At 44.8% G+C, this 23,615-nt stretch carries 20 protein-coding genes, 4 tRNA genes and 1 pseudogene; 15 read left to right on the top strand and 10 right to left on the bottom strand.

The features are described from left to right. Nucleotides 1-122: 122 nt before the first annotated feature. On the bottom strand, nt 123-1,295 hold the full coding sequence (locus tag NI468_RS14095) for an acyl-CoA dehydrogenase family protein (protein WP_253102377.1): 1,173 nt from the start codon (nt 1,293-1,295) through the stop codon (nt 123-125). A gap of 183 nt (nt 1,296-1,478) precedes the next feature. On the opposite strand from NI468_RS14095, the gene NI468_RS14090 reads away from it, so the two are divergent. From NI468_RS14090 to NI468_RS14070, 5 genes are all read left to right on the top strand, one after another. Beyond that, the gene (locus NI468_RS14090) at nt 1,479-1,736 is read left to right on the top strand and encodes an FAD assembly factor SdhE (RefSeq protein WP_005263749.1); all 258 of its coding nucleotides are present in this window, start codon (nt 1,479-1,481) and stop codon (nt 1,734-1,736) included. Further along, entirely contained in the window at nt 1,729-2,115 is a 387-nt protein-coding gene (locus NI468_RS14085) for a hypothetical protein (protein ID WP_004281482.1), read from the top strand. Before NI468_RS14090 ends, NI468_RS14085 begins: the two co-directional genes overlap by 8 nt. A 534-nt stretch (nt 2,116-2,649) precedes the next feature. Next, nucleotides 2,650-3,690: a hypothetical protein gene (locus NI468_RS14080; RefSeq protein ID WP_004281480.1), complete on the top strand. Its 1,041-nt coding sequence runs from the start codon at nt 2,650-2,652 to the stop codon at nt 3,688-3,690. A gap of 67 nt (nt 3,691-3,757) precedes the next feature. Then, nucleotides 3,758-4,330: a rhombosortase gene (gene rrtA, locus NI468_RS14075; RefSeq protein WP_004281478.1), complete on the top strand. Its 573-nt coding sequence runs from the start codon at nt 3,758-3,760 to the stop codon at nt 4,328-4,330. Nucleotides 4,331-4,527: 197 nt separating this feature from the next. Further along, complete coding sequence (locus NI468_RS14070) at nt 4,528-6,810, top strand: TRAP transporter large permease subunit (protein WP_004645069.1); 2,283 nt, start codon at nt 4,528-4,530, stop codon at nt 6,808-6,810. Nucleotides 6,811-6,871: 61 nt separating this feature from the next. Here the strand turns inward: NI468_RS14070 and NI468_RS14065 are convergent, their stop codons facing one another. From NI468_RS14065 to rnr, 5 genes are all read right to left on the bottom strand, one after another. Next, a complete protein-coding gene (locus tag NI468_RS14065) occupies nt 6,872-7,753 on the bottom strand; it encodes a DMT family transporter (RefSeq protein WP_004645070.1) in 882 nt (293 codons plus the stop codon). A 55-nt stretch (nt 7,754-7,808) separates the two neighbouring features. Beyond that, on the bottom strand, nt 7,809-8,243 hold the full coding sequence (locus tag NI468_RS14060) for a restriction endonuclease subunit S domain-containing protein (protein WP_005101172.1): 435 nt from the start codon (nt 8,241-8,243) through the stop codon (nt 7,809-7,811). A gap of 17 nt (nt 8,244-8,260) precedes the next feature. Further along, entirely contained in the window at nt 8,261-8,470 is a 210-nt protein-coding gene (locus tag NI468_RS14055; protein WP_171054337.1) for a YheV family putative zinc ribbon protein, read from the bottom strand. Between the two features lie 40 nt (nt 8,471-8,510). Beyond that, nucleotides 8,511-10,565 (bottom strand): M3 family metallopeptidase, encoded by a 2,055-nt coding sequence (locus NI468_RS14050; RefSeq protein WP_253102381.1) that lies wholly within the window; start codon nt 10,563-10,565, stop codon nt 8,511-8,513. 456 nt (nt 10,566-11,021) lie between these two features. Continuing rightward, the gene (gene rnr / locus NI468_RS14045) at nt 11,022-13,469 is read right to left on the bottom strand and encodes a ribonuclease R (protein ID WP_253102375.1); all 2,448 of its coding nucleotides are present in this window, start codon (nt 13,467-13,469) and stop codon (nt 11,022-11,024) included. Between the two features lie 263 nt (nt 13,470-13,732). On the opposite strand from rnr, the gene NI468_RS14040 reads away from it, so the two are divergent. The 5 genes and pseudogenes from NI468_RS14040 (at nt 13,733) to NI468_RS14020 (ending at nt 15,128) form a co-directional block, all read left to right on the top strand. Next, nucleotides 13,733-13,822 (top strand) — tRNA-Ser (locus NI468_RS14040). Nucleotides 13,823-13,838: 16 nt separating this feature from the next. Then, nucleotides 13,839-13,915 (top strand) — tRNA-Arg (locus NI468_RS14035). A gap of 48 nt (nt 13,916-13,963) precedes the next feature. After that, nucleotides 13,964-14,040: transfer RNA gene (locus NI468_RS14030), tRNA-Arg, on the top strand. A gap of 118 nt (nt 14,041-14,158) precedes the next feature. Continuing rightward, nucleotides 14,159-14,764 (top strand): annotated as a pseudogene (locus NI468_RS14025) (dihydrofolate reductase family protein). Between the two features lie 287 nt (nt 14,765-15,051). Continuing rightward, nucleotides 15,052-15,128, top strand: a tRNA-Arg gene (locus NI468_RS14020). Nucleotides 15,129-15,233: 105 nt separating this feature from the next. Here NI468_RS14020 and NI468_RS14015 read toward each other — a convergent pair. Further along, a complete protein-coding gene (locus NI468_RS14015; protein ID WP_253102374.1) occupies nt 15,234-16,532 on the bottom strand; it encodes an SRPBCC family protein in 1,299 nt (432 codons plus the stop codon). 156 nt (nt 16,533-16,688) lie between these two features. On the opposite strand from NI468_RS14015, the gene NI468_RS14010 reads away from it, so the two are divergent. Together NI468_RS14010 and NI468_RS14005 are read left to right on the top strand one after the other, a co-directional pair. After that, a complete protein-coding gene (locus NI468_RS14010; RefSeq protein ID WP_253102372.1) occupies nt 16,689-17,186 on the top strand; it encodes a YcxB family protein in 498 nt (165 codons plus the stop codon). A gap of 37 nt (nt 17,187-17,223) precedes the next feature. Next, on the top strand, nt 17,224-17,865 hold the full coding sequence (locus tag NI468_RS14005) for a fumarylacetoacetate hydrolase family protein (protein ID WP_180086861.1): 642 nt from the start codon (nt 17,224-17,226) through the stop codon (nt 17,863-17,865). A 52-nt stretch (nt 17,866-17,917) separates the two neighbouring features. On the opposite strand, the gene NI468_RS14000 is transcribed toward NI468_RS14005, so the two are convergent. After that, a complete protein-coding gene (locus tag NI468_RS14000) occupies nt 17,918-18,739 on the bottom strand; it encodes an AraC family transcriptional regulator (RefSeq protein WP_253102370.1) in 822 nt (273 codons plus the stop codon). 104 nt (nt 18,740-18,843) lie between these two features. Here NI468_RS14000 and NI468_RS13995 point away from each other — a divergent pair, with 104 nt between their 5' ends. Then, entirely contained in the window at nt 18,844-19,782 is a 939-nt protein-coding gene (locus NI468_RS13995; protein ID WP_253102368.1) for a DMT family transporter, read from the top strand. Beyond that, nucleotides 19,779-20,666, top strand: a complete 888-nt coding sequence (gene yddG, locus NI468_RS13990) for an aromatic amino acid DMT transporter YddG (RefSeq protein WP_253102365.1) — start codon at nt 19,779-19,781, stop codon at nt 20,664-20,666. Before NI468_RS13995 ends, yddG begins: the two co-directional genes overlap by 4 nt. Nucleotides 20,667-20,695: 29 nt before the next feature. On the opposite strand, the gene NI468_RS13985 is transcribed toward yddG, so the two are convergent. Then, nucleotides 20,696-21,943, bottom strand: coding sequence for a YihY family inner membrane protein (locus NI468_RS13985; protein ID WP_004281448.1), 1,248 nt, complete (start codon nt 21,941-21,943; stop codon nt 20,696-20,698). 113 nt (nt 21,944-22,056) lie between these two features. Between NI468_RS13985 and wrbA the strand changes: the two genes are divergently transcribed. Continuing rightward, nucleotides 22,057-22,647, top strand: coding sequence for an NAD(P)H:quinone oxidoreductase (gene wrbA / locus NI468_RS13980; protein WP_253102379.1), 591 nt, complete (start codon nt 22,057-22,059; stop codon nt 22,645-22,647). A 53-nt stretch (nt 22,648-22,700) separates the two neighbouring features. Here the strand turns inward: wrbA and NI468_RS13975 are convergent, their stop codons facing one another. After that, nucleotides 22,701-23,099, bottom strand: a complete 399-nt coding sequence (locus NI468_RS13975) for a hypothetical protein (RefSeq protein WP_171066349.1) — start codon at nt 23,097-23,099, stop codon at nt 22,701-22,703. Between the last annotated feature and the right edge of the window lie 516 nt (nt 23,100-23,615).

Here is a 23,615-nt window from a genome sequence, read left to right as displayed (position 1 = left end):
AAAAGCTTTATTTTCACCCGATAAAATACCCATAAAACAAGAGGAAGCTCAAATGAGCTTCCTCTTGTGAAAAATTGTGGGACAGCAATGGTCCTGAGAGACTCCTTTTTTATGCATCCATTTTAAAGTGAACGGGCGACGAGTTCTTTCATAATTTCATTGGTACCGGCATAAATCCGGTTGGCACGGTTGTCGATATAAGCCCGAGCAATCGGATATTCCAGCATATAACCATAGCCGCCATGCAATTGCAGACATTCATCTACGACTTTACTATATATTTCTGAAATCTTGTATTTGGCCGAAGCAGCGGCATCTACGCCTAGTTCATGCTTGAGTTGCAGCTCCATACAGCGATCCAGATAAGCGCGACAGACTTCAATTTCGGTACGCAGTTCTGCCAGTTTAAAACGGGTATTTTGAAAATGGCTGATGCTCTTACCAAATGCCTGACGTTCCTTGGTATATTTTACTGTGTGGGCAAAAGCGGCTTCAGCACCTGCCTGACAGATAATCGCTACAATCAGGCGTTCCCAAGCTAGTTCTTTCATTAGCATCATGAAACCCATGCCTTCCGGACCGAGCAGGTTTTCTTTCGGAACCCGAACATTGTCAAAGAACAGTTCACAGGTATCTTGACCTTTCATGCCAATTTTATTCAGCGGCTTGCCTTTACTAAATCCAGCTTGGTCGGCTTCGACTATAATCAATGACAGATTGGCCGAACCTTTGTCATTATTGCCCGTTTTACATACCACAATCGTCATATCGCAAAGATAGCCATTGGTAATAAAAATCTTGGAACCATTAATCACATAGTCGTCGCCATCCAATACAGCAGATGTCCGCACTGCTTGCAGGTCAGAGCCAGTTCCCGGTTCGGTCATGGCGATTGCGGTGACGACCTCTCCAGACGCCATTTTCGGCAGCCATTGCTGTTTTTGAGCTTCACTGCCAAAGTTCAGCAGATAATTGGCGACGATATCCGAATGTAACGAAAACCCAGTCGCTGAATCTCCGGCATAGGCCTGTTCCTCAATCAAAATCATGCTATACAACCGGTCTACGCCAGATCCGCCATATTCCTCAGGCATGGTAGCGCAGAGCAATCCAAGCTCACCGGCTTTATTCCATAGCTCTCGATCTACATGCTGCTGGCTTTCATAACGCTCGGTATGTGGAATGACTTCTTTCTCATAAAATTTACGTACCGTCTCGCGAAAAGCCTCATGTTCGGCAGTAAAGAGTTGGCGCGGCAGCATCGGAGCGAGTGGGCGAATGGCTGCAGATTGCATCTTGTTATTCCTTATTTTGATCTGTTTGGTTTAACTTAGGCCATGCCAAGATCAGCAGCAATGAGCGGAATGTTCAAATGACTTAAATCTGCTGATGCTTTTGGTCATTTCTATGAAATCCCTCGAAATTCAGCCAGCGCTTCAGGTAAACTATTCGGGTTTATAACGAGTTGGGGAAATTCGATGACTGATGACATCAGCTTAGAAGAGCGCAAAGTGATTTATCGTGCGCGTCGTGGTCTAAAAGAACTGGATGTATATTTTGATCCCTACGTAAAAAACCATTACCTGAGTGCTGAGCCTTTCGAAAAACAGATGTTTGCAGAGCTGGTTGAGCAGGAAGACCCGGATTTACTGGACTGGTTTATGGAAGTGTCTGAGCCACCGCGTCCTGAACTGAAAGATTTTATCAAGAAGCTTAAATTTTACGTTCATGGATAATCGTTGCTTCAAGCTGAAACGCAGTCTGTGTGCATTGGCGTTTCAGCTTTTTATTTTTGCACTGCTGATGTATCTGTTGTATCAGTTATTACCGATTGCACTTTGGGCAGTGTGCGCTGTCATAGGCTTGGTGATTTATCAGCTGTTTTACCGCAAGACACCACAGATTGAGCAGTTTGAATATCTGGATGGACGTGAATGGTCATTGACTACCAAAGCACGACCGACCCGTCGGGTATGTATTAGTCACGTAATTGATCATCAGGCGTATATTGTGGTGTATTTCCAGCATGCCAAGGCGCGACCTTTATTGATCTGGTGTGATCAATTGCCCTTCAAACAATGGAAATCCTTAAAATTATTGACTAAATTAATTTAGTTGTAAAACAAACGCATTTTAATGATTTAATTAAAATGCTCATAAAACAAATATTTAGACCAAATTCCTATTTTTATTGTCAGACAGAAATCAAGGTTAATCCATGACTTAGAGGAATTGTCTGACAATTTATTCCCCATGTTTTATTTTTAGCCTGTACATTTAACTCACCAACAGCAACTACGGGAGACCTTAATGGAATTTCCAGTATGGATGTTTCTGATCGTAGCGATTGTTTTAACGCTGGTGATCGGACGACTCGGGACAGTGTTGAAGGATAAATTTTCATCTTAATCAAGCAGGGTTTATTATTTTTCTGCTTGTACAGTTAATAAGTAGCATGTGCTGAACCGTCGCAATGCTACTTTTTTTTGCCCAAAATTTGGTATTCTTCTAAATACAGTCAATTGCAGCGCGGCTATTTAATGGCAAAGTGTCTCGTCTAAATTAGAGTAAATACTCTTTTATTCACAAAATGCTTCTGATATCTTTAGCAGAAAGATGGACATAATCACAATTATAGAGGACAGGAAAATGTCAGACGTCCGTAAAATATGCCAAGGTATGGCGACCATTGCAATAACAACAACAGTTTTGACGGGGTGTTCTCAGGTCATTAAAACCGGTGCCAATGTTGCACTGGGTTTCACCGAAAACCATATTGTACCGCCGATTTTAGCGATGGATGATGCTGAAATGGTGTGTAATTCAGGGAATTCTTTAACGCCGGCCATTATGGCGACCAAAGAAATGGGGGCGGATCCAACACGGGTGGCCGTGCTGATGTATTCGGCTGCCGGTATTTGTGCCGAGCAAAAAGCGCTGGAAGCCGAGTTACGCTATTTACGTGCTTCAAAAACCAATCAGGTGGCAGAAGCTCAAGATGCCCGAATCGAGCAGAAGCGCTGGGCGGCACTGGCAGCACAGCGTCAATATACCGGTTATCAACTGTTCCAGAGCCGTTATGAAAAGAAATACCAAAAAGCCCTGGGTGAAGAATGCCCACGCATGAACAGTGATATCGAGCAAACGGTTTATCTGTTGGGTATGCTCAGTGGCTTGCAGGCCATGACCAATGATATTAACTCGGGTGGTGCAGTGCATGTACCGAAAGATATTGCTGCCGTGGTCGAACGTGGCATGGTGTGTCTGGATAACGCGAAATTCTGGGGTGCGCCGAATGCCACCCGTGCGGTGATCTGGACTTTGTTGCCAGGCGCAGGGGAAGGCAAGCCTGACCCTTACCAAACATTAAAACAATCTACACAAATTGGTGAGCAAAAAGGTGTACGTTTATCTCATGCCTTGTATGCCGTAGCGGCTCAGGCCAGTGGCGATGATGCCAAAGTTCGGGATGCCTTGAAAACCTTTGCTCAGGCCCGTACGGAGGAAAAACCGGTAAATCCGCAATTCAAGCTGATTGACAGCATGGCCGCGATTATGGTCAGTGGCATATCAGATCGTTACTGGACAGAAAATACTGGTATACGTAGTGGCGATGATGGCATGCAACGTTTCTGGGATGAATCCGACAGTTCTTCCGAGCTCGATGATCTGTTCAGTGCGGATCTGTAATGCAGATACTATGCATGAAGCTTCAGGGATGAAGTCAAATTAGATGGTCAGGGAGGACAACAGGCCGATGCTAGATCAACATTTTCGACGAAAAATTATTTTTCTAGCGGCTTTTGTCTCTCTCTCTGCATGTCTGCAAATTTTTCAGGATCATTTTATCTACTGGCAAGAGAGTCTGCTGGGTGAATTCTGGCGACTCTGGACAGCGCACTGGGTACATGTGAGCTGGATTCATTACTTTCTAAACATTCTCGCCTTTATCTGTTTACCTTTCATTTTTCCACGCGCTACCGTCTGGCATTTCTGTGCCATTTTGCTGATCTTGCCACCGTTGATCAGTTTAAGCTTTTATTTTTTCTTACCCAATATTGAAGCCTATGCTGGCCTGTCGGGCGTGCTGCATGGTGCCTATGTCGCCGTAGCCTGTGTACATTTGCTGTATAAGCGGGAACGCGGCTTTGCGGCGCTGGTATTATTTTTGATTTTTGCCAAACTGGTCTGGGAAAACACCATTGGCAATGTCGGGACGGCGCAGCTGATCGGTAGTCCGGTTTTGGTTGAGGCACATTTACTTGGGGTGATTTGGGGCGTGATTCTGGCGCTGATCTATATTGTGAGCAATTATTTTCGGGATAATTAAAGTGCAGAGATAAATAATTTACTTGGCAGAAAATACAAAAAGAAAATATAAATTGTCATTTTTATTGTGCCAATTTTCATGCAAAGTCAAAACATAGAATAAAGATCCTGACCTTTGAAAAGGAATTTTCTAGGCAGAAGGGAAGATCAGCGTCCTAGACCAAGCATCAGGCCGCTAAAATAAAAATAGGAATACACATGCAAAATAATGATCAAAACAGATCAGGATTAGGTCTGTTGCGTTATATATGGACAGAGTGGATCTCGACCTTCGTCGTGCTGGTTTTACTTTTGCTCACTTTGATTATTGGCACCGGGGAAATGATTCACGGTCAGTTGCTGCGTATGGGGGAGCGTATTTACGGCGATCCGGCAACAGGAATGCAATATTCATTTTTAAGGGCTGAGCCGACGCGTCCACAATGTGAACGCAATATTAATGTTGATCAACGCGTTCAGCAGCAGATAAAAGCCGATGCAGCCGATGAATATGCCGACTTCTTCGGGGTGCGTTCGGAAGCGGATGTCCGTGCTGCGGTGTTACAGGCACAGCAGGTCTGTGAAGAATCCTACCTGTTTTATGATAAAGCCATTCAACATGTGCAAGCTCATCCAAGTATTCGGGCTTATCGGACGTTTGAAACCTCTTTTTTTGGAATCTTCAAGTTTGGTACGGAAAACCGGGCTTTGCTTCTGGTCATCATGGTGGTCTTTGCTGCGATCAGTGCCACTCTAAAAACCCATCATATTGGCTTACGTAGCCCGAGCACGCGTATCGACTTTAAAGTTTATTCGGTCGCCATGCTGGTCGCTAATGCTTTCCTGGCATTTTCATCCTATAGCCAATATCAGTCCGTATTGAACTCGGGCGTGCCGATGGGGGAGATGAAGTACATCTACTGGTTGTGGATGATTCTGTTCAGCACACTCACCTTGATCAGCCTGTATCAGGTGATCAAACAGCCAAAACCAACGCGCGAAGGTGGCAGTTTTGGTCTGGCCTTTTTGAGTGTGCCGCTGTATGCCTATATGGCCATTACTACCGGAATAAATTTCACCTTTTTTATGGACTATCCAATGGGACAGGGGATTTACCTCGGTCAATTGGTAGAGTTTTCCAGTATTTTCCTAAATCTGGCCTTGTTTATCTGGGCCGGTATGTTGCTGAAACAGACCCGTGTCGTGGACATGTTCCTGAATATTCTGCGTCCATGGAATCTGGCCCCTGAAACCCTGACCTGGTTAATCTTGCTGGCAGCTGCATTACCGACCGCCTATACCGGAGCATCAGGGATTTTCGTAATTGCCGCAGGTGCGATTATTTACAAGGAAGTCTGGAATGCGGGCGGACGCCGTCAGTTTGCATTGGCCGCCACTGCAATGTCTGGTTCACTGGGCGTGGTTTTACGTCCTTGCTTGCTGATTGTCGTTGTGGCATCACTGAATAAAGAAGTGACCACCGACTTACTCTATCACTACGGGATTTATGTCTTCCTGCTCAGTTCGACTTTATTCCTGGTAATTTCCCTGTTCTTTGCAGAAAACAAATTCCGGATTGCTGCACCTATTGTGGCTGCTCCTCAATCCGGTCGCGCCTTCATTGCGATTATTCCATATATCGTGATTTTCATTCTGATCTGGTTATTCTATAAATATGCCTTGTCGACTGACCTGAATGAATTTACCGCACCGGTGATGATGCCAGTCATTCTGCTGATGATTGTCTTGTTCGACAAGTTGCGTCATGAACCTGCGCCGTTGCCGGCAGTGGGGCATTGGGATGAAACTTTGACCGCAACTTTAAACTCAAGATCGACACCTGAACTGGCAACAGCCGGTGCTGCGGCCAATGCAGAATATCGTGAAGCTGAACATAGCGAACAATCAGGCAAAGAACTGGTGGTTGATCATGCTGTGCAGCGCTCAAAGGCGACCGAAATTTTACGTCAAGTCGGTTTCTGGAAGTCCATGCATATTTCGACCAGTGAGACCGTGGGCCATATTGGTGCCTTGGTCATTCTGATGGCACTCTCGGTGAGTGTCGGTGGCTTGCTGGAACGTATTGAAATTATGGAAGCCTTCCCGACCGATATCAGTAGTACTATTTTGGTGATTTCACTGATTGTCGGCTTGATGATTTTTGTCGGGATGATCATGGATCCATTTGGCGCGGTGATTCTGATTTCGGCAACCGTGGCTCCAGTGGCTTACCAATATGGCATTCATCCAGTTCATTTCTGGATGATTACCCTGATTGGTTTTGAGCTGGGTTATGTGACGCCACCGGTTGCGCTGAATCATCTGCTGGCCAGACAGTCGATTGGCGATGCTGAGGTGGCTGAAGCGGATGCGGAAGTTCGCCATCTGTCTTTTTACTATCGTTATGAACGCTGGATTTTACCAGTGATAGTATTGCTGCCTGCGATGCTGATCATTGCCTATGTGCCTTATATCTTTAAACTGTTCGGCTGGTATCAATAAGAAAAAAGCAATAAAAAAGCACCTACGGGTGCTTTTTTATTGCTTTGATTTCGAATCTTGATCAAATCTTGGATGAATTCAGGCGCTTTTGTAGAATCGGGCTACACAGTAGAATCGCACAGAAAATCAGCCCCAGCCCAATCAGGCTATAAAGGTCTGGAACCTCATGCCAGAACAGAAAGCCCCACATGCCGGCAAAGAAAATCGCCACATAGTTGACCGGTCCAATTTGTCCTGCCGGAGCCAGCTTGTAGGCATTTGACATGAACAGTTGGCTGAAATTGGCCAGGATGCCAGCAGTAATCAGATAGCTGAGTTCTGTCAGAGTATAAGGTCGCCATAGCCAGAACATCGGAATTACTGAAATCAGGGTGCCAATAAAGCAGAAATAAAATACGATTTTTTCCGGAGACTCGGTTTTGGTCAGCGCTCGAACCGTGACAAACGCCATCGCCGCCAGAAAACTTGCACCCAAACCAATGACCGACATCAGGTTAATTAAACCCGAATCCGGTTTGGCAACACAGAGTACGCCGATGAAACCAATCAGAGCTGCGGCTAACATGCTTGTGGTGATTTTTTCCTTGAGAAATAGCCAAGCAATCAAAGGAATAAAAATCGGGGAAGAGTAGGTGAAGACCATGGCATTGGAGAGTTTTAAATGAGCAATGGCATAGAAAAAGCCGTACATGGCAGTCAGGCCGACCACTGCGCGCCAAGTGTGCATCCATAGTTTTTCAGTTTTGAAAAAACCAATGCCTTTATTGAAAATGAAAGGCAGGAAAATAAACAGCCCAACAAAATTGCGAAAGAAGACCACGGTAGCATTATCAATTGTTGTTGAGGCATAACGGATACAGACGCCCATGACTGAAAAGAGAAAAGCAGAGCAGGTCAGTAACAGAATGGCTTTAAGCAGATGCGGAGCGGCTGGGGCAGACATGGAAACAACTGAGCTAGAAGATCTGACGATATTCTAGCTGAAATGCTGTCGAGATTTACTGGCTTTGAGCAAGTTGTGCTTCAAGTAACTTGATCTGTTCCTCTTTCAGTTGGATCAACTGGTCGGCATCGCTATGCTGCGCATCCAGTGTGGCTTTTTGTTCATTGAGCTGAACTTGGATGTCATCTAATTTAGCCACTTCTTCTTTGGCCAAACTGGCATTCTCCGGCACTGGTGCATCTAACAGCTGATTTGATACCAGTGCTTTAGCTTCGATCGTCTCAGGTGCTTTCGCTGCCGCCGTATCTTCTTCAGTTTTCGCCGCAGGTTTTGCTGCCGGAACAGCCGCGATATCTTCCTGATGTATGCGTTCCGCTTCACCGGAAGAGGCATTCAACCACTGATATAGCAATACCAATGCAACGACAGTAACTAAAGCCCCCATAATCCCCATTAAAAGTTTGGGGTTATTTCTTTGTTCTACTGACATAGCTTGAACCTTGATTTTTATTTTACTGAACGAGGTTTAAACTGAATCACGCCAACTTCATCTGGAACAGCTGGTGTTTCTGGTTGATCAACATGTGTGGGACGATTTTCTTCATAACCACATTCAATACATTCGATCCATTCATCTTCACCAGAGGTCAGCATGACGACGCGATCTAACGCCTGACATTTTGGACATTTTGCGCCTGCAATGAAACGACGTTTAATGGTCATCATACTCACCTTGTGATCAACTTAAAAAGCTAGTTTAAGCGTTTTTAGAGGGGTTCGTCCAACCTTGATGACGCAGCAACGCATCTATTTTTGGCTCGCGTCCGCGGAAATTGATAAATGCGTCAAGTGCTGTGTCTTTTCCGCCAACTGCGAGGATATTTTCCCGAAACTGCTTTCCGGTAGTGGTATTAAAAATACCTTCATCTTCAAAGCGGTCGAAGGCATCACTGGCCAAAACTTCGGCCCATTTATAGGAATAATATCCTGCTGCATAACCACCGGCAAAAATGTGACTGAAGCTGTGCTGGAAACGGTTATAGTCGGTGGTCGGTAGGACCGCATACTTTTCACGGATCTCATTCAGAGTAGCCTGAACCTGTGTTGCATTTAAAGCCGGATTGGCTCGGTGAATACTCAGGTCAAACAGGGCAAATTCAAGCTGACGCAGGGTTTGCATGCCAGACTGGAAGAAACGTGCATCGAGCAGGGCTTTCAGCAACTCTGCCGGCAAGGATTCTTGAGTTTCAATGTGCTCGCTGAGCAGATCCAGACTTTCCTGATCCCAGGCCCAGAATTCCATAAACTGGCTTGGCAGTTCGACCGCATCCCAAGCCACGCCATGGGTACCTGCTACCGCAATATTGTCCACTTCTGTCAGCATATGATGCAGGCCATGACCAAATTCATGGAACAGTGTAATCACTTCATCATGGGTCAAGAGTGCAGGGCGATTGCCGACGGGTGGAGTAAAGTTACCGACCATATAACAAATCGGTTTTTGCAAGCCATCACTGGTCTGCATACGGGAACGGAAACCGCTCATCCATGCACCGCCACGTTTGCCTTGACGTGCATACAGATCAAAATAGAAACCGCCAATCACCTGACCCTGATCTTCTAGTTCAAAATAACGTGCATCTGGATGCCAGACAGGCGCTTCACGTTCAATGACTTGAATGCCATACAGACGATTCACAATACTGAACAGGCCTTGCAGGATTTTTGGTGCAGGGAAGTAAGGTTTAAGCACTTCCTGTGACAAATTAAATTGCTGCATTTTCAGCTTTTCAGAATAATAGCCACTGTCCCACGGTTGCAGATCACGGATGCCATCTTCAGCAGCAATCGCTTTCAGTTCTGCAATTTCTTTCTCTGCTGGCGCGCGGGCATGCTCTGCCAGATCACGCAAGAATTCGTCTACGGCCTCTACACTTGGTGCCATTTTGCTGGCTAAGGACAATTCCGCATAATTATTAAAGCCAAGCAGTTTTGCCATTTCCAGACGCAGACTGAGGATTTCTTCGATCAATGCAGTATTGTCAAACTCGCTCTGTTCAGCCTGATCTGACGCGCGGGTAGTATAAGCTTTATAGAGTTCTTCACGCAGAGGACGATTTTCTGAATGGGTCATGATCGCCAGATAAGACGGGAAATCCAGCGTAGCCACCGGTTGATCCAGTTCACGTTGCTGACCATATTGTTTTAACAGCTCAATATTACTGGTAGATAGACCCGCTAACTCCTCTTCATTTAGCGGTCTGAAATAGGCCTGAGTCGCATCCAGTACATGGTTGGAGAAGTCGGATGATAATTGGGACAGACGAGCCGAAATTTCCGCATAACGTTTTTTCGCTTCACCCTCTAATGCCACCCCAGACAGTTTGAAATCACGTAAGGCCAGTTTAATGGCGCTTCGCTGCGCTGCCGGCAGTTCATTATAAATCGACGCATCATAAATATGCTGATAGGTCTGATAGAGCGCCGTATGTTGACCCAGTTGCGTATAATATTCGCTAAGACCCGGTAAAAGTGCTTGGTAGACATCACGGGTTTCGGCATTGTTCATCACAGCATTTAAATGTGACAAGATGCCCCAAGACTCACTCATATTGTTTTCAAGCGTGTCGACATGTTCCAGAGTAGTCAGCTGCTCCTGTACTGTAGTAGGCGTTTCGGTGAGGTCATTCAGGAACTTTTGCCCTTCAGCGATACAGCTTTCAACTTTTTCTTTTAGCTCAGCCAGCGTAATCTGATCAAATTGTGGAACAGGCAAAGTTGCCTTTTCTAAAGTCATGTCGGTCTGCCAAATTAATTTTCAGTGTTAGTTCTAGAAGTAAGGCTTCTTGATCGAGAAATCAAGCTTGACCGGTGATTTATTCTGAAGCAGGAGGTATCGAGATTTATTCAATCTCGTTCACAATGATGTCCAAGCTACTTTTACTAATGTTGAGTTATAGTTCAACTGATTGGTGTTGCTCGCTGAAACTCCGAAACAGATAGTTTAAGAATAGGCAGAATTCCATAGTCTGTTTCAAAGAAATAGGAAATATGTCTTTGCAGATTTTTGAATTTCACTGCTTGAGTGTAGATCAAAATAGGAGGCAGTTTTCCTGTCAGTTTTGTTTAGAAATAGGGAAGGTACCTGATCAGACTGATCTAAGTTGATGATTCGATGCGGTAAGTATTTTTACTCTAATCGTATTTATTCTGGATAAGGTTTAAAAGAAAAAAGAGCGCCGTAGCGCTCTTTTTAAACCATCAAAAATTATTCAGTCTTGGCTTTTGCATTCGACTTTTTCTTTTTGACCTTGGCCTTTTTCTTTACTTTATCTTTAACCTTTGCTTCAGACTTTCCTGCAGATGGTTTAGCAGACTTTTTATTGTAAGAGCTGGGTTTTCCTTTTCCTTTTTTGCGTCGTATGGGTTGTTCTCCATCGGCGCTCAAGTTGGATTTAGATTCACGTTCATTATTGCCAAACACTTCTTCTGTCGCTGCTGGACGTGATACTGGTTTTTTCTCACTCACGCGCGGTGCACGGGCACGAACTGCACGGCCGGCATGACTGAGTTGTTGCACCAGTTCAAAATCGATCTTACGTTCTTCCAGATTGACACCGGCAACCTTGATTTTGACTTCATCACCCAGACCAAAGACCTGACCACGGTTCTGGCCGATCAGATTCTGGCTGCTTTGATCAAAGACAAAGAAGTCATCGCCTAGCTGGCTGACATGCACCATACCATCGACATACAGGTCTTTTAGCGTGACAAACAGGCCAAATTCTGCCGTTGCACTAATAATGCCGACAAATTCTTCACCCAGATGCTGCTGCATATAATGGCATTTCAACCAGGTCGTTACCGAGCGTGATGCTTCATCTGCACGACGTTCTGTGGCAGAGAAATGGTCACCAGCTTCATCTAAAGCACCACCTGAAAGTGGAGATGGCTTGTTATTTAAATGTGCTTTGATTGCACGATGCAATAACAGATCCGGATAACGGCGAATTGGTGAAGTGAAATGTGTATAGGCTTCATAAGCCAGACCATAATGGCCTGCATTACTCGCACCATAGTAAGCCTGCATCATGGAGCGTAATAACACCGCATGAATACTTGGTGCATCAATCCGTTCTTTGGTCGCTTCAATCACCGCCTGATAATCTTTCTGAGTCGGCTGTTCCGGGAAATTCAAACCCAGCAGCTTGACGAAGTCACGGACTTTCTGGATACGTGAGAACTCAGGTGGCTCATGCACGCGGTACAACATTGGCATTTCATTTTTCAATGCATATTCTGCGGCTGCCACGTTGGCCAGCAACATACATTCTTCAATCAGCTTATGCGCATCATTACGGCTGCGTGGAAGAATTTCTTTAATTCCGCCCAGTTCGTCGAAGGTCATGTAAGTTTCAACAGTTTCAAATTCCATGGCATGGCGTTCAGCACGTAAACTTTTAAGAACTTGATAAAGCTGGAACAGGGTGTTGATCGACTTGCGGACTTCGCGATCTTCAGTAATGGCTTGACTATCGCCTTCCAGATACTGTGCGACCTGATCATAGGTCAAACGTGCTTTGGAATGCATGACAGATGGATAGAACTCAAAACCGGTGACTCGGCCAGCACGTGACAATTTTAAATCACAGACCATACATAGGCGGTCAACATTCGGATTTAAAGAACACAGGCCATTCGACAATGCTTCAGGCAGCATCGGTAAAACAAAGTGCGGGAAGTACACCGAAGTACCACGTTCCTGCGCTTCGTCATCCAGTGGTTTGCCTGGACGCACATAATGGCTGACATCGGCAATGGCCACGACCACACGATAGCCACCACCCGGACGTTTTTCGGCATAAACCGCATCATCGAAGTCACGTGCATCTTCACCATCAATGGTGACCAAGGCTAAATCACGTAGATCCACACGACCTTCACGGTCTTTGGCCGTTGGCTCTTTAAAGCTCTCGGCTTCTTTAACCACTTCTTCCGGGAATTCATAAGGCAAACCATATTCTAAAATGGTTTGTGGAATAATGATTTCAGTATCGGCCTTGTCTGCCATGGACTGCACAATATGTCCAGTCGCGAATTCTTCACGGGTCGGATAGGTATCAATCGCCACACGAATAGAGTCACCCAGATTAGCCTGGGCATGTTCGATCAGTTCTTTTTCAAGGGTGATTGGCTGATGCGCATTTGGGTTGGCTGGCTGGATAAAGTATTCACCATCATATTCTGACACTTTACCAATGATCTGTTTGACACGATGCTGCACAACTTCAGTAATATAGCCCCAGGCTTTACCTTTACGGTCTACCGAAGTCTGACGCACTTTAACGCGGTCACCATTAAAGACCAGGCGCAGTTCACGCTCAGCCAATAATAAGTCGTCCTGGCCGGAAATGTTGGCAGTTCCCATCCCCCGGGAATTGATATAAACCGTCGCTTCGGATTCAGGTTGCTCGACGGCAATCTGAAACTTGTAGCCGTCTTTCATCAGTTGCCCGTCACGCACCATCGCAATTAAACGATGGCTTAGGGCATCAATACTTTTTTGATCTGCAATTTCAAAATGTTCGACCAGGTCTGCATGGGACTGGGCATTGTTCTTTTCGATGGTTTCTAAAATGAGCGTGCGGCTAGGGATAGGGTTGTCATAACGTTCGGCTTCAGCTTTTGCTTCAGGATCGACCCAGTTTTTCATCATGTCTTTAAATTTATCTTAGGAGATAGGTTTAGCATAAAACATGTGTGCGCAGACTGCACGTAAATGATTGCAATAATCCATTTAAGTTTTCAATTTTCTGTTAATTTTCGATAACTGGAAATTTATGCAGTTTTTTTGCCATCAAAATGCACGAAAAATCGTGGAATTGCTTAAAAAGTATTTAAACGAGCAAAAATATGCACTTTTTTTTGATGCTGCGCTTGCAGTGCCATGCCGAAATTTGTATTATGGCCGCACGTTACGGTGAGATGGGTGAGTGGCTGAAACCACGTCCCTGCTAAGGACGCATACGGGTAACTGTATCGAGGGTTCGAATCCCTCTCTCACCGCCACGCTTACTTACGTCGCGCGCTCATAGCTCAGCTGGATAGAGCACTTGGCTACGAACTAAGGGGTCGGGAGTTCGAATCTCTCTGAGCGCACCAAGTAAGTTAAGCAAAAAAACGTATTGCCAACCTAGGCACACAAGTTACGCGCTCATAGCTCAGCTGGATAGAGCACTTGGCTACGAACTAAGGGGTCGGGAGTTCGAATCTCTCTGAGCGCACCAACTTGAACAATTAACCGCACATGTTGCGGTTTTTTTGTGTCTAAAATTTACAGAAACACCAGACATTACATGCTAAAAATAAGTCTCAGGCGAGTGAATAAAAATAAAGGCAGTCGTGATGAGAAAAATCATTGTCCAGGAGTTTTTGACCCTCGATGGCGTGATGCAGGGGCCCGGCGGCCCAGAAGAAGATATATCTGGTGGCTTTCAATATGGTGGCTGGGTGGCGCCGTATTTTAATGCGGAACCTGATCCGGCATTTGATGTCATTATGCAAAAATGGATGCAGCCCTCCGATATTCTTTTAGGGAAACATACTTTTCAGATTTTTGAATCTTACTGGCCCACACATACTGAAGACTGGCCGGGAATCAATGACGTCAATAAATATATTCTTTCTACTAGTCTGGAGCATTCCGACTGGTAAAATACCCTTTTTCTGAAAAGCATTGATGAGATAATCAATCTTAAAGCATCGGGAGAGGGGGATATTCGCGTGTATGGTAGTGCTGCAGTCGTACAGACACTTTTCAAATATGAGCTTGTGGACGAACTTCGTCTGCTGACTTTTCCAATTATACTCGGTGTTGGCAAACGCCTGTTTAGCCATGAATCAATACCCGCCGCTTTTCAATTGATAGATCATCTGGCCAGCTCAAATGGTATTGTGTTTACGCATTATCAAAGGGCAGGAGAAGTAAAGACTGGAACAATAGGCGAGTGATAAAGTGTACAAGGATGATGGTCGTTTTATATTTGAATTCTATTCTGGCTGAATACCTGGTTAAGAATACTTAAGGCTGACCCATTGCGTAGTGATGGAATTTTTGGAAAATACAAGCCTCTTGATTGAATTAATTAAGTGTTTTTAGCTCTAAATCCGCAGAAATTTTCAGCAGAAAACTATAAATTTTGATACATCGTTTAATTACTGTACATTCAGTTGTGATTTTATTAAAAAACACTTAACAAGACTGAAAAAGCTCGTATAATGCACCCCATCAAGACGTCGCGCTCATAGCTCAGCTGGATAGAGCACTTGGCTACGAACTAAGGGGTCGGGAGTTCGAATCTCTCTGAGCGCACCAATCTTGATAAGAATTCTGAAAAAACCGCACGTTGATGCGGTTTTTTTACGTCTGTGATTTTTAACTATTTTTCATATAAAAAACCAATAACTCTCTGCTTCCTGCTCATCTTAATTTCTGCTGCACTTTCAGTGCATAAACGGTATTACCACCCACTGCTGGTAAAATATCATGATAGGGCATGCTACGCATGGCTCTTAATAAGAACGGCGCCTGATCGTGAATTTTCATACTGCTGGTGATTTGAAATAAGGTACCTTGTGACTGCGGCAATAAGCGCATACCACCTTTCACAAACTTCAAGTCACCGCCATTGGCATTGAACTGGTTTTGCAGGGAATCAGGTTGGTAAAAATGCATCTTAAAATTAAACGGGATCTGAATCACGCCCAAACCCACCGACACCTTATAGTTGGCATCTATATTCTGAGTATTGACCGGATTCAGTTCGACTTTCTTGATCTGCCGGGGGAAAAGTTGCTGCGTCGCTTCAGCAGCCAACCATGGCCGCAATTTTTTGACCGGATGCGCAAAATATTGATAGGTGCTGCTAAATCTTAAATTTTCTGAGACTTTTCCTTCTTTAATCTGATAGTTCGGCAAAATGAAACTGACCGGTTGACCAGACTTTTGGCTGATCTGGGCAATTTTTTGTAGCTGTTGAGGGTTGAATCTAAGTTGCGGAATCGGAGTTGCTAGTGCTGCTGTATGCTCGATTTTAAAGCGTTGTTGTAGTGCTTCCAGCAGAAATGCATTGGTACTCGGCGGAATGCCGAGTTTGGCTTCAGGTAGCGCATTCAGGATTTTACTGAATAAAAAGCCTTTGGGCTGGTTCAGGTCGCCCCATTGGGTGACAGTCACCAGCGTTCTATGCGGACCCAGTGCAAACCATTCTAGTTTTCCTGCACCATAGGGAATCGGCGCATCGATAATTAAGGTGCTGATGCTGTTATCACCCAGATGATGCTGCATCACTACAGTTTCTTTAAAGTTCAAGACCGGAATCGGGGTCGGGATATAGACTTGATATTTGACCTGCTGAATCGAACCCTGCTGCTCCAGCACCTTGGCCGACTTTAAGGTCGGAAACAGACCGACATAATTCGGATAATGTTGCAGCAATTTTTCAACCTGAGCTTCAGCTACCGGCAATATCACAGCCGCACTATAAAACTGTGTCTTGCTGGCTGCATTGCTGTTTAAGGTCGGAAGCTGGGTTTTAGATGAGGGATGTGCATAAATCAGAATCCGCTCGCCGGTTAATTCTGCCAGTTGCTGGGCATTGCCTTGATAAGCACTCAGACTGCTTGGTATTTCGGCATTCCAGGGAATAATCTTGGCCAGTGCTGGGACAGAAACTGCCAAACAAACACCGATGAGCATGCATTGCTTTAATCCTTTCATTCAACATCCTGTTGTGTATTTTTTTTTAATTGCTATTTATTTAAAACCAAATGCACATATTTCCAAAGCAAAGTTATGTAATTGATGCGACAGGCCATAAGCGCTGTGGATATTTTGGTATAGTATTGGGCAAGATTTTATTTTTGATGTGATGCTATGACTGAGTCAGCACCGACTTTATCGACCCGTTATTTTCTGACTTTAGAAGAATCTCAGGATGGTTTTGCCTTGGCGACGTTTGGCAAAAAGCAGATTTCACGTTTTCTGACCCCTTTGGTCAGTATCGGGATCATCATCTGGGGTTTCTCGATGGGCTTTGATGGCGTTGGACGTTATTACGTGGCTTTGGGTGCATTCTTCCTGATCCTGCAAGGCATCATGCGTTACTGGTTCCTGCCGATGATGTTTAAACGCCAGTTTGTTAAATATCAGTTTGGTAAAAGCGAACAGGGTATTGATTTGTATCAGGACTATGCGGAAATTTTTACCAATGATCGTAGCAAGCTGGTGCCATATAGCGAAGTGCAGAATTTTGCTGTTGGTAAACTGACTTATATGCTGGAATTGAAAAACCGTACCGTGGTTATTGTGCCGAAGCGTGCATTTAAGGACGGCACTGAACAGAGTATGTTCGAGCATACATTTGAAAAATAATTCAGATATCTATAAAAGGAAAAGGGAAGTTTTGATCATGAGCACACGTCCATCCAAAATCGTTTGTGTGGGTCGCAGTTATGCCGATCATGCCAAAGAACTCGGCAATGCGATCCCTGATCGTCCGGTATTGTTCATCAAGCCACCGAGTGCCTTAAGTTCGCTCGAAGCAGGCATTGAGTGGAATCCGGAATGGGGCAATTGCCATTATGAATGTGAACTGAGTTTGCGTATTGACCGGACTTTAAGCAAAGAAAGCGATCCTGTGAAAGCACTTGAAGCTGTGGGTGCGGTGACTTTAGGTCTGGACTTAACTTTGCGTGATTTACAGGATGATCTCAAGAAAAAAGGTCAGCCTTGGGAACGTGCCAAAGCCTTTGATGGTTCTTGTCTGTTGTCGGACTGGGTGCCTGTCGCCGATGTAGTCACTGACTGGAAAGATGTGCATTACACACTTGAAGTCAATGATGAGCTGCGTCAAAAAGGTAATACCGCTTTATTGATTTTTGATATTGCGACCTTGCTGGCTGACATCAGTCAGGTCTTTACTTTGGAAGAAGGGGATGTGGTGATGACCGGTACCCCGGCAGGTGTTGCGGCATTGCATTCAGGCGATCAGCTGAAAATGACGCTGAAGGGGCAGGCTCAGGATTATGTCTGGACGACTTTTGTGAAATAACCAAGATTTTGAATCAAAGGAGCCAATGGGCTCCTTTTTCATATGCATAATTTTAATCATTAACAGTATAACGCTTGCGAAACTGATCTGGGGTGCTTCCCATCCAGCGTTTAAACATGCTGATAAATGCTGAGGCATTGGCATAGCCCAGATCAAAGGCAATGCTCTCGACACTATGCGCTGCATTTAATAAAGACATGGCCTGCATCACTTTCAGGCGTTGCCGCCATTCATGCAGTGACATTCCCAGTTCTTTCTGGCTGTATCGGGCTAGCGTCCGCTCGGTTAAATTGACGCCTTCTGCCAGTTGCTGCAGCGAGCTTTGATCTGCCGGATGCTGATGTAAATAATCTAAAATCTGTTTCAGCAGTACATGTTCTGAATGCGGTAGATAACTGCTGACCAGTTGGGCTTGCTGGAGCTGATCGAGCAGTACCTGTAGCAGACGTTGATATTCAGCTGAATCCTCGAATGCTGGATGGTCTTGCTGATGTAGTTGTTTCAGGTGGGTAAATAAAGCAGTGACCAAGGGGGCGCTGAGCAGGATGCCCGGTTGAGTGGGCAGTTGGCTACAAAGTGATTCATGCACATACAGAGTGCCATGAGAAACTGCGGTACGGTTCAGACCACGATGCTCTAAATTCGGTGGGAGCCAGATGCCGTGAGGTGAAGGCGTCACATAATTTATATGATTAATATTCACTTCCATCACTCCATGAAAAGCATAGACAAATTCTCCCCAGGCATGGCCATGTAGCGGATAAACAGATTGCGCAGGATCCTCCCTGAAGTTGATCCACAGAGGTGCTTTAATCAGATCATGGGTCGGAAGTTGCTTGAGCGAAGCTGAATCTGCTTGGATTTTTTTATGCATCACCGAAATTGCCTGAATAACACCATCATTTGTCTGTTTTGAAGTATATCTTTTATTTCTGACACTTTTATAGTGTACCTTCCAAATGAGCAACAGGACCGTATGTGAGCCAGCGTCAGGCATTAGATGCCAAAGCATCTGCCATCATGTTTGTATTGTGTATGTTGTGGGGTTTACAACAGGTGGTACTGAAGTGGGCCGCGAATGATATTTCAGCCCTGATGCAAATTGCCTTGCGTTCAGCCTTGTCTGCGCTGATGGTTTATCCCTTGATTCAGCAAAGCGTACGCCGTCAACTGTGGAATGCACGCTATTTACCTGCAGGATTGCTGGTCGGTGTGTTGTTTGCAACCGAATTCTATCTGATTGGTGAGGCACTGCGTTATACCTCAGCCTCGCATACGATTGTTTTACTCTATACCGCACCGATTTTTGTGGCTTTGGGTTTGCACTGGAAATTGCCGGCAGAGCGTTTGTCTGCTGTGCAATGGGGCGGAATATTTCTCGCCTTTAGCGGAATTGTAGTCAGTTTTCTGTTACGTCCACAAACGGGGTCAGGTCTACAGACTGATGCCTTGTGGGGAGATTTTCTGGCCTTGCTTGGCGGCGTATTCTGGGCAGCCACCACAGTCAGTGTACGTCTGAGCCGGCTGGCTGAAGCACCTGCAACCCAGACTTTGTTCTATCAATTATTGATGGGTGGAATCCTGTTATTGCCTCTGGCTGTTCTGACTGGGCAAGCAGCTATTCAATGGACGGTGTTGTCTATTTCCAGTCTGGTTTTTCATACCGTGCTGATTTCCTTTGCCAGTTATCTGATCTGGTTCTGGATGTTGAAACATTATCTGGCATCACGGCTGGGGGTATTTTCCTTTTTGACCCCTGTATTCGGCATGCTGTTTGGGGTGCTGTTTCTGGATGAACACATCGAAATCAATTTTATTATCGGCACCTGTATGGTGATGTTGGGCGTGATTCTGGTGAGTTTACAGGGATGGCTGAAAAAACCGAATATCAATAAAACTATTCAAGAGCAAGTATGAAAAACTGGTCTGTAAATTTAGCGACCTGGATTGGTCTGTCTTCTATTCTGATCTGGGCCAGTCTGGTCGCCGTAGTGAAACTGATTACTGAATCTACAAGTGCAGTGCAGGGGATTGCTTTAATTTATAGTTTTAGCAGTCTGGCGATTTTGGCATTCACGGGTTTCCCAAAAATCAAGCAAATGTCCAAGCGCTATCTGTTCGGTTGTGGCGCTTTATTTGTGGCTTATGAGATTCTATTTCTGGTTGCCGTGGCATGGTCGGATAATCGTGAACAAGTGATGCTGGTTGCCATGATCAATTATCTGTGGCCACCCTTGATGATTGTTTTTTCGATTTTTGCCCGGCAGTTGCAGGCCCGCCTCTGGGTGATTCCCGGCTTTCTGCTCGCCGTAATGGGACTGATGCTGGTGGTCAATCCAGAAATCACTAATCTGCCGAAGTTTATGCAGGCTTTAGCTGAAAATCCTTGGGCCTATGGCTTTGCCTTTCTCGGCGCTTTGTTATGGCCTTGCTATTGCGTTCTGACCAGAACCTACGGCCGCGGACAAAATGGTGTACCGATTTTCTTTTTGGTCGCTGTAATCAGCTTATGGCTCTTACATTTAGGATTAAACGAACCTTTTATCATGCCCACATTCAAGCTATGGCTGGGAATTACGGTGGTAGGCAGTCTGATTGGTATCGCCTATAGTAACTGGAATCAGAGCATGCAATTCGGCAATATCAAGGTGCTGATTTTAGCCACCTATTTTATGCCGATTTTTTCTTCAGTCATGTCGATGCTGATTCCGGATGTCAGGCCCGAACTCAGTTTCTGGATCGGGACAGCCTTGGTAAGCGTAGGTGCGATTGTTTACTGGAAATCTACCGCTATCAGTTAAAAAAAATCCTCTCAAGCGAGAGGATTTTTTTATTTATGTCGGAACAGTTCGGACAATGGAAAATTGAGTTTTTCTTCCAGATATTGATCGGTTTCCTGTAATCTAGGTGAGAAATTTTGCATCCAGATGTCATCAGTCTGGGCATTGGTGAGATGGTTTTTGCGTGGCAGTGGATAGGGTAATTGCAGATAAAAATTCCAGAAGCTGACCTGATCCAGATCACGAACCAGCACATATTCATTTTCATCGGTACGTTTGATCAAATTCTGCTTTTCAAACATGGCGACATAGCTCGGCCAGCGTCCAATTTCATCCCGGCCTAAGACCTCAAGTGCTTGGGCTTCACTGATGCTTTCACCAGTTTTCTGCTTTTTATAAAATAATTCTAACAGATCCAGCAGCATGACGATGGGATGGCGTTTATTGTCCTGCCCAGATTCAAACGCCGTCAGGGCATAGCTGATTTCAACCCCCAATAACACAATAATCCACGACAGATAAATCCAGAGCAGGAAAATCGGCACGGCGGCGAAGGCACCATAGACGATCTCATAGCTGGTAAAGTTTGACATGATATAGCCAAACAGATTTTTCAGCAGCTCAAACACCACGGCACTAAACAGACCGGCAATAAAGGCAGATTTAAGCGGTACACTGCGATTCGGGATGGTCCAGTTCAAAATGAAAAATCCGAGTACAGTCAAAGAAAAGGAAATCGCCCAGAGGACAAAAGCGCCATCAAGCTCATAACCGGCAAAGTTATTGCTGAGAATGCTCATGGATGCCACGGTCGAAGAAATCACAAATGCACTGCCGAGTAAAATCGGCCCGAGCGAAATGATGGTCCAGTAACGCATAAAGCCCATAATTCCGCCCCGCGTTTCAGTCACGCGCCAAATGCGGTTAAACACCGTTTCGATACTGCTGAGCATCAATACTGTGGTCACAAACAAGAACAGAATACCAATGATGGTGAGATTGCTGGATTTATCGGTAAAGGCATTCAGGGCCTTATCAAAGGCAATGGTGGTTTTGGGTAAAAAATTACTATAAATCAGCTGCTGTAATTGCTGCCGCGCAGGTTCTAGGGCTTTAATGGAAGAAATAATCACCAGAAAAACCGTCAGCATCGGCACTACGGCGAACAGGGTGGTATAGGTCAGGGAACCTGCCTGTTCGCGACAGCGGTCTGTTTCAAAGCGTCGAAGTACAAATAAAACAAATTGAAACCAGTGTTTTTCATAGAAAGGTAATTTCTTTAAATACTTAACAATCATCTGCATCCAATCTCAATTTTTTTAATCATCATGAATTTTCATCATCAGCTTAACCAAAAAACTTGCAAAGTATCGTATAGTTTTATTTTTTTAAGTAATGAATAAGAACCATGATGCAACCTTATGTCCTTGTTTTATATTACAGCAAATATGGCTCAACCAAAGAAATGGCGCATCTGATTGCCAATGGAATTGAAGCGGCAGGCGTGGCAGTAAAAATCAGGACAGTTCCAAATATATCCAGCATGGTAAAAGTCGCTGAACCGAGTATTCCGGCAGAAGGGGATATTTACTGTACTCTGGACGATCTGGCGCAATGTGCCGGCCTGGCGCTTGGTTCACCGACCCGTTTTGGCAATATGGCCTCTGAAATGAAATATTTTTGGGATCAGACCACGAGTCTGTGGCTGAATGGAGCGCTACACGGTAAACCGGCTTGCGTGTTTACGGCATCAGGTTCCATGCATGGTGGACAGGAAAGTACTTTGCTGACCATGCTGCCGCCGTTGTTCCATCATGGCATGATGATCATGGGGCTTAGTAACGCAACACCTGCACTCTCGAATACCAAAACTGGTGGCACACCTTATGGTGCTAGTCATGTCAGCGGCCCACGGCATGATCAGGGCCTGAGTCAGGATGAAAAAATTCTGTGTGAAGTACAAGGCAAGCGTTTAGGTGAAGTGGTACTGAAACTCAATTGAGTCTGACAAGCACTCACAGGAAATGAAGAATGAACTTCATTTCCTGAATTTTATTAGGCTTCTTTTTGATCTTTTTGATCTTTTTGATCTTTTTGATCTTTTTGACTAAATCTGTATTTGCATTTCAGACATTGATAATCCTGAAACAGATTACGGTCGACAGAAACCCCGGCTTTTTTCCCCAGAAAATTACCGACCACACCGCCGGTAATTCCGACACTGATTGCACCGACAAAAGTGCCTACGGTTCCGCCGACAATCACACCTAAAGGTCCGGCTACTGTACCAATTGCAGCGCCAATCGATGCACCTGAAGCAGCGCCACCCACAGTCCCTGCAGTTGCACCCGCTGAACTCATGAGAATGCCGCCAATTTTCTTTAAATTCTGTTCATGATCGCGCTGTTCGATATCAGCTGAGCCACATTTAGGACATTGCATAGATTGTTCCATCAAGGATTGAGATGTGCTTGTTTTAGGTTTGTCGGGAATAGGATGTGTGCCCTGATCAGCACTTATTCATAACATACAACAACACACTAGATAAGTTTTGAATTCGCAAATCAGAAACATTGCATACTCACTTGATTCTAGTTGAGTTCACGTTAAAACATTGTATTTCAGCTGTAAATATATGCCTTCTTGGTTGATTAACGCAATTCTTAACCTGTCATTGAGGAAATGGCAAATCTCAAGATCATCAGAAATGTTCTTCTCTCATCAGTCTAAATATTGCGATCTTAGGTAGGCCATTTCTGGATTCGAAATGAAAAAGGAAGGGAAGTCGAAAAATATGTAAACGAGTTCTTATCAGGTCTATTCAAGTTTTCAGCCAAAATACATCTGAATATTGGCGTTTCTTTATAAGTCACCTTCATTAGATCTCTTGCGAAAGTTAATTTAAGAGCATCCAATTCACCATTCCAGCAATTAAATTCATTCTTAGACCAAATCGTTTCCGTCTATTTC

This window comes from Acinetobacter lwoffii (assembly GCF_024129355.1).
GTDB lineage: Bacteria > Pseudomonadota > Gammaproteobacteria > Pseudomonadales > Moraxellaceae > Acinetobacter > Acinetobacter lwoffii_I.
This window is presented reverse-complemented; position numbering and strand designations above follow the sequence as displayed.

What these genes read in the sequence shown, in the direction of transcription:
- rnr (WP_253102375.1), bottom strand. Translation starts at nt 13,469, where the DNA reads ATGATGAAAAACTGGGTCGATCCTGAAGCAAAAGCTGAAGCCGAACGT.
- NI468_RS14085 (WP_004281482.1), top strand. Translation starts at nt 1,729, where the DNA reads ATGGATAATCGTTGCTTCAAGCTGAAACGCAGTCTGTGTGCATTGGCG.
- NI468_RS14080 (WP_004281480.1), top strand. Translation starts at nt 2,650, where the DNA reads ATGTCAGACGTCCGTAAAATATGCCAAGGTATGGCGACCATTGCAATA.
- NI468_RS14065 (WP_004645070.1), bottom strand. Translation starts at nt 7,753, where the DNA reads ATGTCTGCCCCAGCCGCTCCGCATCTGCTTAAAGCCATTCTGTTACTG.
- wrbA (WP_253102379.1), top strand. Translation starts at nt 22,057, where the DNA reads ATGCAACCTTATGTCCTTGTTTTATATTACAGCAAATATGGCTCAACC.
- NI468_RS14015 (WP_253102374.1), bottom strand. Translation starts at nt 16,532, where the DNA reads ATGAAAGGATTAAAGCAATGCATGCTCATCGGTGTTTGTTTGGCAGTT.
- NI468_RS13975 (WP_171066349.1), bottom strand. Translation starts at nt 23,099, where the DNA reads ATGGAACAATCTATGCAATGTCCTAAATGTGGCTCAGCTGATATCGAA.
- NI468_RS14000 (WP_253102370.1), bottom strand. Translation starts at nt 18,739, where the DNA reads ATGCATAAAAAAATCCAAGCAGATTCAGCTTCGCTCAAGCAACTTCCG.
- yddG (WP_253102365.1), top strand. Translation starts at nt 19,779, where the DNA reads ATGAAAAACTGGTCTGTAAATTTAGCGACCTGGATTGGTCTGTCTTCT.
- NI468_RS14095 (WP_253102377.1), bottom strand. Translation starts at nt 1,295, where the DNA reads ATGCAATCTGCAGCCATTCGCCCACTCGCTCCGATGCTGCCGCGCCAA.
- NI468_RS14005 (WP_180086861.1), top strand. Translation starts at nt 17,224, where the DNA reads ATGAGCACACGTCCATCCAAAATCGTTTGTGTGGGTCGCAGTTATGCC.
- rrtA (WP_004281478.1), top strand. Translation starts at nt 3,758, where the DNA reads ATGCTAGATCAACATTTTCGACGAAAAATTATTTTTCTAGCGGCTTTT.
- NI468_RS14010 (WP_253102372.1), top strand. Translation starts at nt 16,689, where the DNA reads ATGACTGAGTCAGCACCGACTTTATCGACCCGTTATTTTCTGACTTTA.
- NI468_RS13985 (WP_004281448.1), bottom strand. Translation starts at nt 21,943, where the DNA reads ATGATTGTTAAGTATTTAAAGAAATTACCTTTCTATGAAAAACACTGG.
- NI468_RS14070 (WP_004645069.1), top strand. Translation starts at nt 4,528, where the DNA reads ATGCAAAATAATGATCAAAACAGATCAGGATTAGGTCTGTTGCGTTAT.
- NI468_RS14090 (WP_005263749.1), top strand. Translation starts at nt 1,479, where the DNA reads ATGACTGATGACATCAGCTTAGAAGAGCGCAAAGTGATTTATCGTGCG.
- NI468_RS14060 (WP_005101172.1), bottom strand. Translation starts at nt 8,243, where the DNA reads ATGTCAGTAGAACAAAGAAATAACCCCAAACTTTTAATGGGGATTATG.